The 14,514-nt window shown below is 47.3% G+C and carries 16 protein-coding genes; 13 read left to right on the top strand and 3 right to left on the bottom strand.

Annotated elements, in window-relative coordinates:
• Positions 1-66: 66 nt before the first annotated feature.
• A complete protein-coding gene (locus CI960_RS13965; protein WP_004308674.1) occupies positions 67-552 on the top strand; it encodes a dihydrofolate reductase family protein in 486 nt (161 codons plus the stop codon).
• A gap of 341 nt (positions 553-893) precedes the next feature.
• Here CI960_RS13965 and CI960_RS13975 read toward each other — a convergent pair whose 3' ends face one another.
• Complete coding sequence (locus CI960_RS13975) at positions 894-1,397, bottom strand: SLOG family protein (RefSeq protein ID WP_004323417.1); 504 nt, start codon at positions 1,395-1,397, stop codon at positions 894-896.
• Position 1,398: 1 nt separating this feature from the next.
• Positions 1,399-1,965, bottom strand: a complete 567-nt coding sequence (locus CI960_RS13980; RefSeq protein WP_004323418.1) for a ribonucleotide-diphosphate reductase subunit alpha — start codon at positions 1,963-1,965, stop codon at positions 1,399-1,401.
• 996 nt (positions 1,966-2,961) lie between these two features.
• Between CI960_RS13980 and CI960_RS14000 the strand changes: the two genes are divergently transcribed.
• Positions 2,962-3,798, top strand: a complete 837-nt coding sequence (locus CI960_RS14000) for a phosphoribosyltransferase family protein (protein ID WP_004308677.1) — start codon at positions 2,962-2,964, stop codon at positions 3,796-3,798.
• A gap of 32 nt (positions 3,799-3,830) precedes the next feature.
• On the opposite strand, the gene CI960_RS14005 is transcribed toward CI960_RS14000, so the two are convergent.
• Complete coding sequence (locus CI960_RS14005) at positions 3,831-4,490, bottom strand: M23 family metallopeptidase (RefSeq protein ID WP_004323419.1); 660 nt, start codon at positions 4,488-4,490, stop codon at positions 3,831-3,833.
• A 221-nt stretch (positions 4,491-4,711) separates the two neighbouring features.
• Between CI960_RS14005 and CI960_RS14010 the strand changes: the two genes are divergently transcribed.
• Genes CI960_RS14010 through CI960_RS14060 form a run of 11 tightly spaced genes read left to right on the top strand, consistent with a single transcriptional unit; the run spans position 4,712 to position 14,508 of the window.
• The gene (locus CI960_RS14010; protein WP_011203043.1) at positions 4,712-5,470 is read left to right on the top strand and encodes a DUF4099 domain-containing protein; all 759 of its coding nucleotides are present in this window, start codon (positions 4,712-4,714) and stop codon (positions 5,468-5,470) included.
• Between the two features lie 20 nt (positions 5,471-5,490).
• Positions 5,491-5,715, top strand: coding sequence for a hypothetical protein (locus CI960_RS14015; protein ID WP_005836766.1), 225 nt, complete (start codon positions 5,491-5,493; stop codon positions 5,713-5,715).
• 25 nt (positions 5,716-5,740) lie between these two features.
• A complete protein-coding gene (locus CI960_RS14020) occupies positions 5,741-7,309 on the top strand; it encodes a hypothetical protein (protein WP_011203044.1) in 1,569 nt (522 codons plus the stop codon).
• Positions 7,310-7,313: 4 nt separating this feature from the next.
• Complete coding sequence (locus CI960_RS14025) at positions 7,314-9,005, top strand: toprim domain-containing protein (RefSeq protein WP_005777245.1); 1,692 nt, start codon at positions 7,314-7,316, stop codon at positions 9,003-9,005.
• A 12-nt stretch (positions 9,006-9,017) separates the two neighbouring features.
• Entirely contained in the window at positions 9,018-9,503 is a 486-nt protein-coding gene (locus tag CI960_RS14030) for a PH domain-containing protein (protein ID WP_005777243.1), read from the top strand.
• Positions 9,484-10,179 (top strand): hypothetical protein, encoded by a 696-nt coding sequence (locus CI960_RS14035; protein WP_004308684.1) that lies wholly within the window; start codon positions 9,484-9,486, stop codon positions 10,177-10,179. Before CI960_RS14030 ends, CI960_RS14035 begins: the two co-directional genes overlap by 20 nt.
• A gap of 12 nt (positions 10,180-10,191) precedes the next feature.
• The gene (locus tag CI960_RS14040; RefSeq protein WP_004323423.1) at positions 10,192-10,878 is read left to right on the top strand and encodes a hypothetical protein; all 687 of its coding nucleotides are present in this window, start codon (positions 10,192-10,194) and stop codon (positions 10,876-10,878) included.
• A gap of 12 nt (positions 10,879-10,890) precedes the next feature.
• Positions 10,891-11,535, top strand: a complete 645-nt coding sequence (locus tag CI960_RS14045) for a hypothetical protein (protein ID WP_004308686.1) — start codon at positions 10,891-10,893, stop codon at positions 11,533-11,535.
• A 32-nt stretch (positions 11,536-11,567) separates the two neighbouring features.
• The gene (locus tag CI960_RS14050) at positions 11,568-12,398 is read left to right on the top strand and encodes a M23 family metallopeptidase (RefSeq protein ID WP_011203045.1); all 831 of its coding nucleotides are present in this window, start codon (positions 11,568-11,570) and stop codon (positions 12,396-12,398) included.
• 23 nt (positions 12,399-12,421) lie between these two features.
• A complete protein-coding gene (locus CI960_RS14055) occupies positions 12,422-12,703 on the top strand; it encodes a hypothetical protein (protein WP_094582397.1) in 282 nt (93 codons plus the stop codon).
• A gap of 14 nt (positions 12,704-12,717) precedes the next feature.
• Positions 12,718-14,508, top strand: coding sequence for a hypothetical protein (locus tag CI960_RS14060; protein ID WP_011203047.1), 1,791 nt, complete (start codon positions 12,718-12,720; stop codon positions 14,506-14,508).
• Positions 14,509-14,514: the final 6 nt, after the last annotated feature.

A 14,514-nucleotide genomic window follows, 5' to 3' on the forward strand; every position in this document is an offset into this window, starting at 1 on the left:
AATAGCGTAGGTTCATGCTGTTCTTTAGGGTGCAAGGTGGACATAATTCTTAAAAACACATTGAATATGAAACAGATTTCCTTGCACGTGTATCAGTCCATCGACGGTTGTCCGGCTCCTTCGGACAAGCATTTTGATGCGGCTGTGGATGCCTCCAGTTGTGTGCTGATTGACGAAGAAACTTACCTGCGTATTTATATGAACCATTTGGGTTGGCCGATTACGGCGAAAGAGACTTTGGTTGTGACGAACGGCGGCATCGACCTGACGGAGAATGAACGAGTGAAGTTCATCCAAGGAGATGCAGTGGCAGAACTGAGACAGATGAAGGAAGACGGCGACGGTATGGTGGTGGCTTACGGTGAGGAAATCGGGGCTTTACTCTTGGATAACGGGCTGGCGGACGAAATCACAGTGACAACCGTTCCGGTACTAATCGGCGGCGGCGAAAAGGCATTGGAATGCGGATTGAATGACGGCAGAGCTTGGATTGTGCGGTCAAATAAGGTGCTGGTGGACGGAAAAATGAGGACGGTGTACGGGAAGGTCTAATATGACAAATAGATATTATAGCAAAAGTGCAGCAACCAATTGCTGCACTTATTTATAAAAAGACGTGCCTTAAACATGCTAAATAGGCGAAAAGTAAGGCAAGTATATTACTTTTTAAGCCGAATACTAAAAAAGGTAGAGAAAGATATAAGGAGGATGGAGCCTCCGAAGATATAAAAATACAGCAACACCAACTAAACCGGCACATAGGTAAAGCCGGGCAATACATCAGAACTAATAGCGTACTTTGCCATATCACGCTATGGCTGACAAAACAGCCTTTACATGAATGGCAAAGGAGTCACCGCTACGGCTCGGAATATGCGAAAACAAGATGGCTGTTATACGATTGAGCTGCCATAGAGATTTAGAACTTTTAGTCCATTCGCTGTAGCCTTACGATAAGTATAAAACGTACCACCCTTGGGTTTGCCGTCATACCAGGCAATAAGAGACGAACTTTGAAAAACCATATAGTCGTTGCGTCGAAGCAAACAGCCATGGTAGTAGTGTTCGCTCAGGATGATAACATCATCCGAGTTACAGAGAATAGTATCATACCGGGCTTTCATCGCATCGTTCCACCGCTCGGATTGTCCGCGATACGGTACTACGGCAATAACTTGCAGACCTGACAATTCGGACTGCAACGCAAGAGCAACTTCTGCCGCCAGCATATCAAACCCCATGGCACAACCACAGTAAAAATGACGATAACCTCCAGCGTATGCCTTGGTTATCGCTGCCTTTAATTGCAGCTTCAGTTGCTTCCTGTATAGGAATGGAATATTGCGGTGTCCACTGAAGCAAACGGACACTGCCTTATCATACTTTGTCTGGGTCATATTATTTCACTTTGTAATGGGTTCTTGCGAGGAATATACCTCCGAGTACATTAGCACCAAGGCTTTCAAGCTGATTGGCATAGGTAGCATAACTCAGCCCTTTGGTTATCACATCATCAAAGACTACCACAGACCTGCCGTTGAAAAAGGCCGAATCAAACTCAATGACGTTTACCTTACGGACTTCTTTCTCTGCCTTACGGTTTTCGTGAATGGTTAGCCTCTCACCACTCACTGATACATGGTCATAACCATTGATAGCTCCCGTCAGTTCGCATACTCTTTGGCAGAATGCTTTGTAACGTATCTCGTTCTTCTTATCGGTGGATGCCGGTACGGGAGAAAATACAATGTTAGTACATGATGTTCCATAACGTTCGGTCATGTTGGCTGCCGTGCGTTGAGCAACCTCTTCGTATGCCCGTCCATCCTTGAAATCAAAGACTAACTTGCGGTCTGCTATCTCACGCTCACTCACATTGCGTATGCGTGCAGGAAAATACTTACAGAACCATGCCTGTGGCTTGTCCAACTGTTTTTGAAGTTCTATGTCTATCGTCTTTGCCATAACTCTGATAATTTTTCTTTTTCCCTCTTTTTGAAGGCTGTTCAGCCTGCTGAGGGATATTTTCTGCCATCAACTGCCGCCCAAGAATACCGATAAGACAAAACGGGGACAAGAAATACGCTCTGACGTGTCAGAGGAAGATTTTTCGTTCCAGCGATAGTGGCGATTTGATGTTTGGTAAAAGGCGGCTTACTTTGCGGAAAATATGACTACAGCAGAGCTAACCGACAAACAGAATATGCTTTCTTACTACAGGCGGTTGTCATATAGACATGTAGAATAGGTGCAAGATTTATAAAAGGAATGGGTGGGCAGTGGAACGTCTGTGGCTTGCCGGTCCAAACTTCCCGATGAAGTGACCATACAACTTAGTCTCAAATCTGGCGAAGCGTAAACCTTGGCAGTTTGTGACCGAGGTGTACGGTCTTTTCATGTTTGGCTTCCGTAAAGAGTCTTTCACTCACCCCATAGCAGCTCTGCTGCCATAAGGTGAGTGAATGTCTCTTGCGGACAAGTCCTGTGACGCTCCGCTGATGGTGTGGGGCGAAGCTATAAAAACAAACAGACGGCATTGCCGGTTACAAAAGAACAGATAGCAGAGGTCGCTGCAAGGACAACAGATTGGCTTGATTGACACTTGTGGCAAATATGCCATCGTCCTTGCTTTATCCCAAAGACTGGTACACAGCATATAGCAGACTTGTATGCCATTTGCCGTGTACCGGTCAGGGCGAACATCTTCTATAAAAGTTGAGCATGTACAATTAAAAGAGGAAATTGTATGGGTAAGACTTTATGATATAAAAGTGATATGGCTTATAAATTATCGGTGCTATTTTAGATTAGTGCCACGATTTTGCTAACTTTGCAAGTGAGTGAAAACGAATTTGATATAAGTAATGAAGCCATAACCCCCATATCCGATTATGTCGAAATACACCGTAATGTTGTAAATAACCAGATTGAAACGGGCTGCTTCATTCAAATAAAAATACGATGAATGCAAGACTATTGTTCATACTCCTGCTTTTCACAATTGGGGCATTGTGGTATATTATCGGCTACTGGCGACGAAAAGCAGGAGAAGCGGCATTCGCCGCCGCACGGTTGACCGAAAAGAGCGAGGAACGTGAACGTTACTGTCGTCTGGCGGTAATGGCCGGTCATCGGGAAGCCTGCCGTATGTTCTGTCTCTTGCATCCCGAACGGTTTGATGGCCATTCTCCCCATAAGCCGTTCAAGTTACGAGGCATCCGAATCTCCTTTTACGGATATTACTATCCGTCACGATACAATGCGCTGCTCAATGATGAACAGAGGGCTTTCTGCCATTCCATCTACCAGTTCAAACAAGGAGATATACACGGAATCGAGTTCTTTAAAACGTGTATGAATGCCTTGCAACTGAAAAAGAGACCTTACCATATAATGTTCATGCCGTGTAGCAACTGGATAAAATACGGTCAACGGTTCAAACGGCTCGACTGGTACATCGGAAAGCACCGACAGGATTTAACTTCAGGACTGTACGACGTTGATATTTGCGATGCACGAGAAAGCCTGCATGAGGCCAAAGGTGGAGAGAAGCGTATCCTCGAACGAAACTACCTCATTACCGGAAAAATCAAAGGGAAAGAGATTATCATCATAGATGATGTGCTGACAACCGGGCAAAGCGTGGTGGATTACAAGGAAGAGATAGAACGGTGCGGTGGCAAAGTAGTGGCGGCTATCTTCTATGGCAAGACGCTCTCCATGCCTTCGATGCTCCTTGTACAAATACACGTCTGGGGCAACCATATTGCCCATATTATTGAACGGATGACAAAGTAACCGGAACGTTTTCAGCCCTTTTCACTTCTCTTTTACAAACCTGCCAATGCTGATATACACTCCTGCCGGATGGATTGGATATAATCGAGTATAAGCGAGGGGCTGATACTCCTGCCATTGAGTTTGCAGGTGATATGCAGGTGTTCGCCGGTGCTGCGTCCTGTGGAGCCGGTAATGCCAACCACATCACGAGGATGAACTATTGCCCCTTTGACGATAAGAATTTTAGAGAGATGACAATAACTGACGGTGTACCTACCATGCCGCAAGGTTACATACTTGCCGGAAGTCTTGTCCTGTCCGACCTTCACGACCACACCCTCCATCATGGCCATCACCTTGTCGCCACGTGCGCGCAAGTCCAGTCCGCCATGAAATTTACTCTTTCCCGTAAACGGGTCCTTACGGTAGCCATAAGGCGAAGTGACCTTGATATAACGTAACGGGTAACTTACACTCAAGTAACGATCCATCCACTTTTTCTTATCCATATCTGCGGATACCGGGATACCTGTTGAAACTTCCTGTACGGAAATCTCGCTTTCGGATGCCGGTTCCGCTTGGTCTAACCCCATATCCAATACCTCCATCTTGTAGCGTGTTGGGGTAACGGCAACGGTATTGAATTGTGCTTTGGCTGGCGTGATACATAATGAGACACCCGTCATCATCAATAATAAAATCTTTCTCATGGCAGCAAAGTTAGCACGCTCTTCTTATGGTCTGTCCATTGCCGACTGTTTTCTCTCCAAATATAACTATTTAATCAATTTTGAATATGATTATTTGCGAAAAATCATATTCAAAACATTAAAAATACCACTTTATAATCACTTATAAAGAAATGTTTTAGTCATCAGATAAGAAATCGCTCTATATTTGCTGAGTATAATTTTATAACATCGTTCAGAATATGAAAAAAGAACAATTTGAGTTCAACGAACTGCCTTATCCGACATTGGCCCGCTTTGGGCTTACCCAAGAAATGATTGAAGATTTGCCCCTGTGTATCCTGAAAGAAATCGGGAAAGGCGGCTACTCGCCGGTACTGCCCATGCGTGTCACTAACGAGAATGGCGAAGTAATCGAGAGTCGCAGTCGGTTTGCCTTTATCCGTATGGATAGCGGCGAGGTGGATGTGGTTTTTTATCCCACACTGAAGTCGTCACCACTGGAATGCTACAACGAGGAGCAGCAAAAACAGTTGCTTGACGGCAAATCCATCATTGCAGACGTGGCTATGGCGGACGGACGACGCAGTAAAGCTTTCGTGCAAATCGACGAGGAAACAAAACAGGTGATGTATGTTCCGACACCCATCATCGCCCGTAACCTGAAAGTGCTGGCAGAGGTAATGCACTTAGGTACAGTAGAAGTTAACGGAATGCAGCATGGTGAGCCTCTGACGGTGGCAGTGGATGGCGAACCTGTCACGGTAGGCATCGACCTTCACAACAAGACGGGCATCCGTTTCTGCGCAGGTGACGCGCAGAAATGGAAAGAACAACCCAAGCGTGAATGGGATAAGTACACCTTCGGTTGCTACGGTTGCTGGGTGATGGATGATGACGGCAATCTCGACTACGTTCCAGAGGAGGAATACACAGAAGAACTGTGGAACGAACAGAAGAAAAGCGGTGAACGTAACCGAACGGCAGGTATTCACAAATAAAACCTATTTAATATAAGCGTATGGCACAACAGAAATATTATCCCGAAGAGATTCTCGTCGAGAAGATGCAGAGCGGCGAATACGGCTGGCTCGATTACATCAACCATTTTTCTGCCGAGTGGCAGGAGGAGTACGCCCATTACTGTGAGGAAAAAGGACTCACGGTCTGCGAAGATTCTGCCGCCGGGTTTGTCCGTTTCAAAGACGAACAATTGGAAGCGGCTATGAAATACGGCAACGCATAACAAGTAACCATCATAACATCAGACTATGACGATACGAACAAATACTAATCCTCGGCAGATGGACTTGCAACCCGAAATGCGCAATCTACTGATGCGTAACGGACTTCAAGCCCATGTCGCATTTGACGGAGGCGGCTACCGGCTGATTGTGCAAGGGCATGATTCACCGTTATTGGTCTATCCTATAACAGAACGACAGATGTTGGCTCTGACGGACTGGGGAACGAATACGGCCAACAAGAAAGCCTACAACATACTCACGAGTATCATAGGAAAAGACTTCTATATGCCGAAAAATTTCGTCCATGCCCGCAATGCCAACGGTCGCGTGGCAATGGGGCTACATGGCTACCGCATCGGTATCGGTGAGTACGGACACATGGGGCGACTGGGTATGCCCCCTCCATTCCTTGGTTGGACACCACGCGAACAGTGGGGTTTCCACCTACGCAGAGTTGGTGGGCAGCTTTTCTTTCCGGGGCCATCCATCGTACCCGAACGCCCAGACGGGCGCATGAAGCCCGGCGAACTGCAATCGGGTGGCTACGGCTTTTACTACAAAGGCGGTCAACAGGAGCAACCCATTGTACAGCAAGATGTATTGAAGAACTTGCAGGAGGTCATTACACCGCTTGTCAGCCGTCCGCGCAGCAAGGAACCGGCACAAGCATACAAGGAGTTGATTGCTTCACCAGTCTATTTTTCCAACGAGAAATGGTCGGAGTGCCTTACTTCGCACGGTCTTATCGTGGATATGGAACGGAGGACACTGACCGTACAATCGGAAAGTGTCAATGCCGATATGGTCTATGACCTGACGGAAGAAGAAGTGAAAAAACTGGCTACCGCATCCATCGAGGAACAACCTGTAGAGAAACGGTTGGATCTGCTGAACGGCATTATCGGAGCGGACTTTGCCGATAAAGTAACGATAGAACAGCTCAACAGCGAACAACGCATCAGTATCGGCCTGCATCCCGAAGTGCGGCATGAACTGGAAGAACGGCAGCGGCAGGAACAAGAATTATTCATGCAGCAAGAAACTCCGATGCGGCAGGAATACATACAGGGCAGTATCGGTGCAGCCGTGGACGGTCGTGACCTGCAACTACTCAACGAAAGCAAAGGCTGGTATCGTGAGGAGAAACATGGCCGGGAAGTAGAGGTCAGTGACATTGCCGTGCAACCGGCACAGACGGAGGGTAAATACAAGATGTCCGCTGTTATTGACGGACAGGTCATCAGCCACGAAATCAGCCAGAAAGACTACGACAAGTTTCTTGCTGTGGATGATTACCACCGGATGAAACTTTTTTCGAAGATTTTCAACGAGGTGGATATGAAGACACGTCCTGAAGCGAACAAGGGGCTTGGCGTGAAGATATTCGCTGCCCTTACCGCCGGTGCTGTGGTGGCATCGGAAGTCGCACATGGCTTCCATCACCACCACTCTCCGGAGTTCTATGGCGAACGTTTCAGCGGACCGCCACATCCATACTTCAAGCCCGGCGTAGATACACCGAGAGATGTGGCCATCCGTAATTTCGAGGCACAGATGAATCAAGATATTAATGAAATGAGAAGAGGGAGGTAAACCTATGAGAGACGGAGACCTTACATACGATGACTTTCTGCAACGACTAAACATCCAGGACGTATTGATTGACGCAGGGTATCACCTGAACCGTCGTGACGGTCTGCGCTATCCCTCGTATGTTCGTTTGGACAGCGACGGCAGACGTATCCGTGGTGACAAATTTATTGTGACACAACAAGGAAAATGCTGTTTCCACGCACAACAACAGAAAGTTTATAACATCATTTCCTTCATCAAGGAGCATCCGCACTTTTTCACGGAGTACCATGCGGGTATGTCTCCGGACAGACTGGTGAATCTTGTCTGTAACAGATTACTGAACATTCCTGTCACTGAACGGAAAACCCGAATAGTGAACCCTAAACGAGATGTAAAGCCATTTGACATAGCGGATTACGACATTCATAAGTTCAATCCGCAGAATCGGGAAACGCAGAAAAAATTTTATCCTTATTTTAAAAGCCGAGGTATCGACCTTTATACACAATATGCCTTCCATCGGCATTTTTATCTGGCTACGAAACATCGGGAGGACGGTGCGACCTACACGAACCTGTCCTTTCCACTAACCCTGCCCAAAGGCGACGGAGCGATTGTGGGACTTGAAGAACGAGGACGTGCCCGTATGGACGGGAGCGGCAGCTACAAAGGCAAAGCCGCAGGGAGCAATTCAAGCGAGGGACTGTGGATTGCCAGCCCTGCCCGCACTTCTCTCACCTCCGCCAAACATATCTATTGGTTCGAAAGTGCTTATGATGCGATGGCATATTACCAACTTCATCAGGCACAGAACAAGGATCTGCGAAAGGCGGTATTCATCTCTACCGGAGGGGCACCGAGCCAGCAGCAATTCAAAGGAGCGATAAAAGCAACTCCCCATGCCTCACATCATCTTTGCTTCGATCATGACCGTGCCGGACAAGTCTATGCTATCCACTTTGCTCTCACTCATGCAGGCTGGAACTTCTCCACCTGTCTGTCACAAACCGGCAGACTGATTGTACAGAACAACAGCGAAGACTATTCACAGTATGAAATAGAACTTGAACCATTCAATTTTGAAAAGATTACAGCCATACTGGGTATAAATGATGCAAAACAAAATTTGAAGAATGGGGAGCGTGACGACATGGGAATTGGTGACGGCTATCTACAGGAAATGAGAATGGTTTGTATGGATGAGTACGAAATGGCTCGTGACGAAGGTTCTGCCAGTGAGGAAGAATTAGAGAAAATGAGAAGCAATCTGGAAGCCATCGAAAAAGCGATTGATGCTTCCATTTCCGGTCCGGAAGCTACAGGATGCATCTTGTATGAATCTGCCGCAGAGGGTTATAAGGATTGGAACGACCAGCTACTCGGCAAACGGATAAAACCAGAGAAGGACAACCTTGACGATTGGGAGATCAGCGGTAAAGCCACGCTGAATCATGCCTTGTCCGATTTGCCCGAAGTCAATCCGGAACATATCCGAAACGGATTATACGACGAAGCGGACCATGAGGCTGTGCGAAAGCGTCTTGAACGTGCGGACAGAGTAATATTCTCCTTTGAAACCAATGACCAAGGAATGTCAGATAAGGGTTTTCAGGAAATGTACAAGATACGGGAAGAACTTGCTCGGTTGGAAGTGGATATAACCAATTCTCTTTCCGGAATGAGAGAAGACTTTCATTCCCGTTTTCACCGATAATCCATAAAACCTATGCAGAGAACTTGTCACAAAACCATTGTCATCCATCCACATACCGGGCAATTTGTCATCAACGAGCTGCCCACTCTCGTGCTGTGCGGCACTGTATGGGTGTACGGAGGCATGGAAGGGCTGCCATTGACAGCTATTGCCACAGTAATTGCCTTGATGCTCTCGTTACTGTTACTCTACCGTTATCTCTACCTGCGGCGAATCCGTTATTGCATCGGTACGGAACAACTTGTCAGCGAATACGGTATTATCCGTCGCAAAGTGGATTATATGGAGCTATATCGTATCGTGGATTTTCAAGAGCACCAAAGCCTGCTGCAACAATTTTGTGGGCTGAAAACCGTACGTATCCTTTCAATGGACCGAAACACGCCCCGTCTTGACCTGATCGGTATCTTCCATCGGGACGACCTCGTGTCAATTATCCGTGAACGGGTAGAAACTAACAAACGAAAAAAGGGAATATATGAAATCACGAATCATTAGTCTGGGGCTGGTTGCCTCGCTGGTATGCCTGCTTCCACAGGTGGCAGAAGCCCAAATTGCGGCTTCCAATCCGTTGGAATGGACTGCATTGGCCGAAGGTAACGAACTGATAAACGGGCAGATTGAAAAACAAATAAAGGGACAGACACAAACAGCCTTGCTCCAAAACAGCATCGCTACCGAGTTCAACCAAATTCACAAGTGGGAGAAGCAGTACAACAGTTACCTCAAGACAGCAAGCGGTTACGCTTCATCACTGAAAGCCTGTACGCATCTCTACAATGACGGTGTGCGGATTTTCCTCACGCTGGGGAAATTAGGCAAGGCCATCCAAAACAATCCGCAGGGCATTGTGGCCAGTATGAACATGAACAACCTCTATATAGAAACAGCAACGGAACTTGTCTCTGTTTTTACATTGCTGAATGACGCTGTGGCCAAAGGTAGCAACGAAAACATGCTTACGGGGGCAGAACGCAGCAAGACGCTATGGGCGTTGAACGACCAACTATCGGATTTTAGCCGGAAGTTGCATCTGCTCTATTTGAGCATACGGTACTATACTTTCAATGATGTGTGGAACAACGTAACGGCAGGAATGCTTGACCGTGACAACGGTGAGGCAGCTCGTATGGCTCTGTCCCATTGGCACAGGGCGGCAGCTCTCGTCCGATAAAATATATCAGTTATGAAATGGACAATTTGGATAAGTATATTACTGCTGTGTCTTACCGGTATCGGTGAGGTACAAGCGCAGAATGACCCTGTACTGGCCGGAATGATTGCAGTATATACCGAAAAGGCAGAGAAGGAGCTGAAGAATCAGGAAAAGGTCATGCTGATGCAGACCACCGGACATATTTGGACAAAAGAAGAAGTGCAGGCGACAACAGACCTGCAACGAGAGTTTAATAACTATCTAAACTCTTTCCGGTCAATAGTCTGCTATGCGGCGCAAACTTATGGGTTCTATTATGAGGTATCGAGGCTGACAGACAATATGGGCGACTTCACCAAACAATTGAAGCGAAGTCCAGCCAATACGCTTGCCGTAGCCCTATCCACACAGCGCAACAAGATTTATAGGGAACTGATGATGAACAGCGTGGAAATAGTGAACGATATACGCACAGCGTGCCTTTCGGAGAACAAGATGACGGAAAAAGAGCGTATGGAAATTGTCTTTGGCATCCGTCCAAAGCTCAAAACAATGAACACAAAGCTGCAACGACTGACCAAAGCGGTAAAGTACACGACAATGGGCGACATTTGGCGGGAAATCGACGAGGGTGCACATCCCGAAGCCGATAAACGTAGTATCGTGGACGCAGCCAAGCGACGTTGGCGACAGATTGGAAAGAATGTAAGACCTTAAAAATGTAATGATATGGGAATTTGGGATTCAATATTAAAATATGGCGGCAAAGCAGCAAAAGCTACCGGAAGAAGTATGGGACATGCTGCACTGCATCCTTCACAAACCTTACGGGGCACAGGACAAGCCGTCAAGACCGCAGCCATCGGCGGTGCAGTCGGTTATGTGGGTTGGGAGAAACTAACCACAGATAAGAGCGTGGTACATATCGTAAGCGATGCGGTCATAGGGAAATCGGCTACGGATACCCTTGCAGATGCAGCGGACGGTGTGCGAGAACTGACAAGCAAAGCCGGAGAAGCAGTCGGTTCCGTCAGCGGTACGGTAGCCGGCATAGACTCAAAACTGGGTGGAGTATCGAATTTTCTACGGCAAGTCTCCAATGGCGGAGTTTCCGATATGTTCGGTAACTTTTTCCGTAATCTCGGACAGGGTAACGTGTCGGGATTGAGTATAGCGGGACTGGTCGCAGCAGCATTTCTTATATTCGGACGCTTCGGCTGGCTGGGCAAGATTGCCGGTGCATTTCTCGGCATGATGCTTATCGGCAACAATGCCGGTATTTTCCGCACACCTGATACGAGAAGCATACAACGAATACAGACACCCGCTCTTCCCGTTGAAGAACAGACGAATAGCGGAGGGATGAAAAGATAAGAATAAGAATACGAATCAAATATAATCACATAATGAAATATACAGAAGAAATGATCCTGCAATCCGAAAGTGGATACTGTATGCCTTTTGAAGAACGGAAGGGCAAGGATGTGAAACTATCGCTCGGCTACGGCGAACAAACCGATCCGACAACGGGCAAAACATATTTTCATCATGGCATCGACTTCGATGTACGGTGCTACACGCTGGCGGCTGTCGCCAGCGGTATCGTGTCAGGTATAGGCAATGACCCTATACTCGGCATCTGCCAAACTATACGCTATGGGGAGTATGAAGTGACCTATGGGCATTTGTCAAATGTTTTCGCCCAGTTCGGACAGCGTGTCAAGGCCGGACAGACTGTAGCTTTAAGCGGTGACAAGCTGCATATCGGGATACGCTTCAAGGGTGAGGAACTGAATCCGCTGGAATTTCTAACCATGCTGTATGGGAATATCCAAGCATTGTGTCATGCTGATGGAGGCGAAGCGGCAACATCTCCCAACATGGAGATGGCACTGACCACCGATTACGAGCAGGACAGACAGGAAATAGAGGAATTGATGCTACGTTTCCTGCCCTACTACATGGAAGACTTACAGCGTGGTGCATACCGACTTCCTCCACATACGGAGCAGTCACTCCGCCATGTCTTTACAATGGGAGCAGTCAAAGAATACTTCTATGAAAATATGCCAAGTATATCCAACCCACTCGGACTGGGACATAAAGCAATGCCGCTTGCTTGTAAGGTGCAGAACCTACTCATTGCGGACTTCCTGCATTACCTTGCCCTACGGCATGGCGTGTACTTATCGACGATGGGCGATGATGTAAAAAAAAACTCTACGACGAATCCCTGACCCATAGTGGTATCATTGACCCACTGGCAGAATTAGACATAGACATCCAGAGCTTTGACATACCGAGAGCAGTCACGGTATATCCTGACCGGGCCGGTGTGCGCTGGTGGACGAAAGCATGGTTCAATAACCGGGAAGAGGGCGAAGCATCGGTGGAGATTGAGCGAGAACAAGCGATACGCTTCATTCACGACAACATCGAGAAGGATGTATGGCTGGAAGAGTTTTATCCCAAACAGATGGAAACTTACCACAACGCCATCGAGCAGACAAAAGAGCAATTATTAATGAATAGAATAGGATAAACATATAATACACTATGGACGGAATCAAGCATAGCGGACGGTTTGCAGAAATGGAACGCCTCGTGAACGACTATTTCAACTGCCATATCGCACCCATCATGTCAAAAACGCGGACTGACCTCATACGGAATCAGGGAGAGGAAATGAAAGAATATTCCACCTCTTTAGGTGGTATTCTCAGTATGATGGCATCTTCGGCACAACCAATGAGCGACCCCTATCAAGCACTCAAGGTCACAGGCGAATGGAACTCCAAAACAACAGAGGACTATATCGAGATGTGCAAGACGGAGATTACCGGTTCCGAGGAAATGCAGCAAGACCTTGCGTATATGGCCGGGCAGTGGCGGGATACCGTCGTGCAGGAAATCGGAAGGGCACGTTACAATGAGTTGTCAGAACAGCTCGGTTGTGACCTCGCCTATGCCTATATGGACCACCGGATAGAGGAACTGATGATTGACCGGTTGGTGAAAGAACGTATGCCCAAGTCTTCCGCTGACTACATCATCCGAAAGGCTGCCGAATCGAGCCTGCTGGGATTATCGCAGACGTTAAGCCGTTCACCGCTGACCGATGAAATAGAGGCACGAGGCGAAGCAGCTTACCGCCCGAACAGATGGGAAAAAGGTACGGGATGGATGTTGGGCACAGCCGCAGATACCCTGATGATGGGTGGTACTGGTTCATGGACGGCACTGGCAAAGTTTACCGGTGCAGATGTGGCTATTGCAGCCATCACCAATCATTTTGAAGGCAAGAAGCCTGATACCCTTTCAGTAGAACAGTGCATCAGTAAAGGAGTGTTCGGCAGAGACAGAAACGTATTCGACGATTTTCGCAAAGAGGCAGCCCAAATACAAATCAAAGAGAACACGGCGATTGGTACAGACAACAAGCAACTGAAAAAGAAAATCCCTGTCATGGACTTTGGCTTCATGGAATGGACACAAAACCAGAATAGCGGTTTATTGTGGCCGAATGTACAGAGCAAGGAAGAACAGAAACATGAGGAACGGTACAAGGATGTGCCGATTGTTGTTGCTCCCGGACAGGAAGAAGCCTACTTGCAGTCTTTGGAACAACGTGACAAAGCGAAAATGGTCAGGACAGAACAGGATGAAACTATGAAAGAAGAGAAGCATGAAACTGTTGTTCCTGCCAATGATGCGGAACAACATGTACAAACGATACAAAGTGCGCAAGTAGCACAGGGAAACGGAAACGGTTGGGGCGGACTGCTTGGTATGCTGGGACTGGATGGCATAGGTAATATCACAGGCAATCTCGGTTATGTAATGGCCATGCTCCCTGATGTTCTACTGGGAATATTCACAGGCAAGACAGAATCATTGCATTTGGAAGACAATATGTTACCGATAGCGAGCATTGTGGCGGGTATGTTTGTGCGTAACCCGTTGCTGAAAATGCTCCTGATAGGCCTGGGAGGTATGAACTTGTTGAATAAGGCAGGACACGAAGCCTTGAAAGAACGAACAGAGGGAAAACTGAACGTAACAAATGAGAACAATGTGCAGTACCGACGCTATACAAATGAAACTCTGAACCCACGTATAGTAAACCCTGTATTGCAAGATAGTACGTTGATTGCCACGATAGACCGAGTACCGTGTACCATCCAGTTGTCACCGATTGTAGCAGAAGCCTACCGTACCGGGGCATTGCCTTTGAACACGCTGGCAAATGCTGTCCTTGCCAAGAACGACCAGCTTCGCCAGGCTGCCGCACGGAATTATGAGGACGGAAAACTGGAAACCATCGTGCGCCCACGGGGTATTCAATAATCCTAT

This window comes from Parabacteroides sp. CT06 (assembly GCF_002257605.1).
GTDB classification, from domain to species: domain Bacteria; phylum Bacteroidota; class Bacteroidia; order Bacteroidales; family Tannerellaceae; genus Parabacteroides; species Parabacteroides distasonis.

What these genes read in the sequence shown, in the direction of transcription:
- CI960_RS13980 (WP_004323418.1), bottom strand. Translation starts at nt 1,965, where the DNA reads ATGGCAAAGACGATAGACATAGAACTTCAAAAACAGTTGGACAAGCCA.
- CI960_RS13975 (WP_004323417.1), bottom strand. Translation starts at nt 1,397, where the DNA reads ATGACCCAGACAAAGTATGATAAGGCAGTGTCCGTTTGCTTCAGTGGA.
- CI960_RS14015 (WP_005836766.1), top strand. Translation starts at nt 5,491, where the DNA reads ATGGCACAACAGAAATATTATCCCGAAGAGATTCTCGTCGAGAAGATG.
- CI960_RS14035 (WP_004308684.1), top strand. Translation starts at nt 9,484, where the DNA reads ATGAAATCACGAATCATTAGTCTGGGGCTGGTTGCCTCGCTGGTATGC.
- CI960_RS14005 (WP_004323419.1), bottom strand. Translation starts at nt 4,490, where the DNA reads ATGAGAAAGATTTTATTATTGATGATGACGGGTGTCTCATTATGTATC.
- CI960_RS14050 (WP_011203045.1), top strand. Translation starts at nt 11,568, where the DNA reads ATGAAATATACAGAAGAAATGATCCTGCAATCCGAAAGTGGATACTGT.
- CI960_RS14030 (WP_005777243.1), top strand. Translation starts at nt 9,018, where the DNA reads ATGCAGAGAACTTGTCACAAAACCATTGTCATCCATCCACATACCGGG.
- CI960_RS14025 (WP_005777245.1), top strand. Translation starts at nt 7,314, where the DNA reads ATGAGAGACGGAGACCTTACATACGATGACTTTCTGCAACGACTAAAC.
- CI960_RS14040 (WP_004323423.1), top strand. Translation starts at nt 10,192, where the DNA reads ATGAAATGGACAATTTGGATAAGTATATTACTGCTGTGTCTTACCGGT.
- CI960_RS14020 (WP_011203044.1), top strand. Translation starts at nt 5,741, where the DNA reads ATGACGATACGAACAAATACTAATCCTCGGCAGATGGACTTGCAACCC.
- CI960_RS13965 (WP_004308674.1), top strand. Translation starts at nt 67, where the DNA reads ATGAAACAGATTTCCTTGCACGTGTATCAGTCCATCGACGGTTGTCCG.
- CI960_RS14000 (WP_004308677.1), top strand. Translation starts at nt 2,962, where the DNA reads ATGAATGCAAGACTATTGTTCATACTCCTGCTTTTCACAATTGGGGCA.
- CI960_RS14010 (WP_011203043.1), top strand. Translation starts at nt 4,712, where the DNA reads ATGAAAAAAGAACAATTTGAGTTCAACGAACTGCCTTATCCGACATTG.
- CI960_RS14045 (WP_004308686.1), top strand. Translation starts at nt 10,891, where the DNA reads ATGGGAATTTGGGATTCAATATTAAAATATGGCGGCAAAGCAGCAAAA.
- CI960_RS14060 (WP_011203047.1), top strand. Translation starts at nt 12,718, where the DNA reads ATGGACGGAATCAAGCATAGCGGACGGTTTGCAGAAATGGAACGCCTC.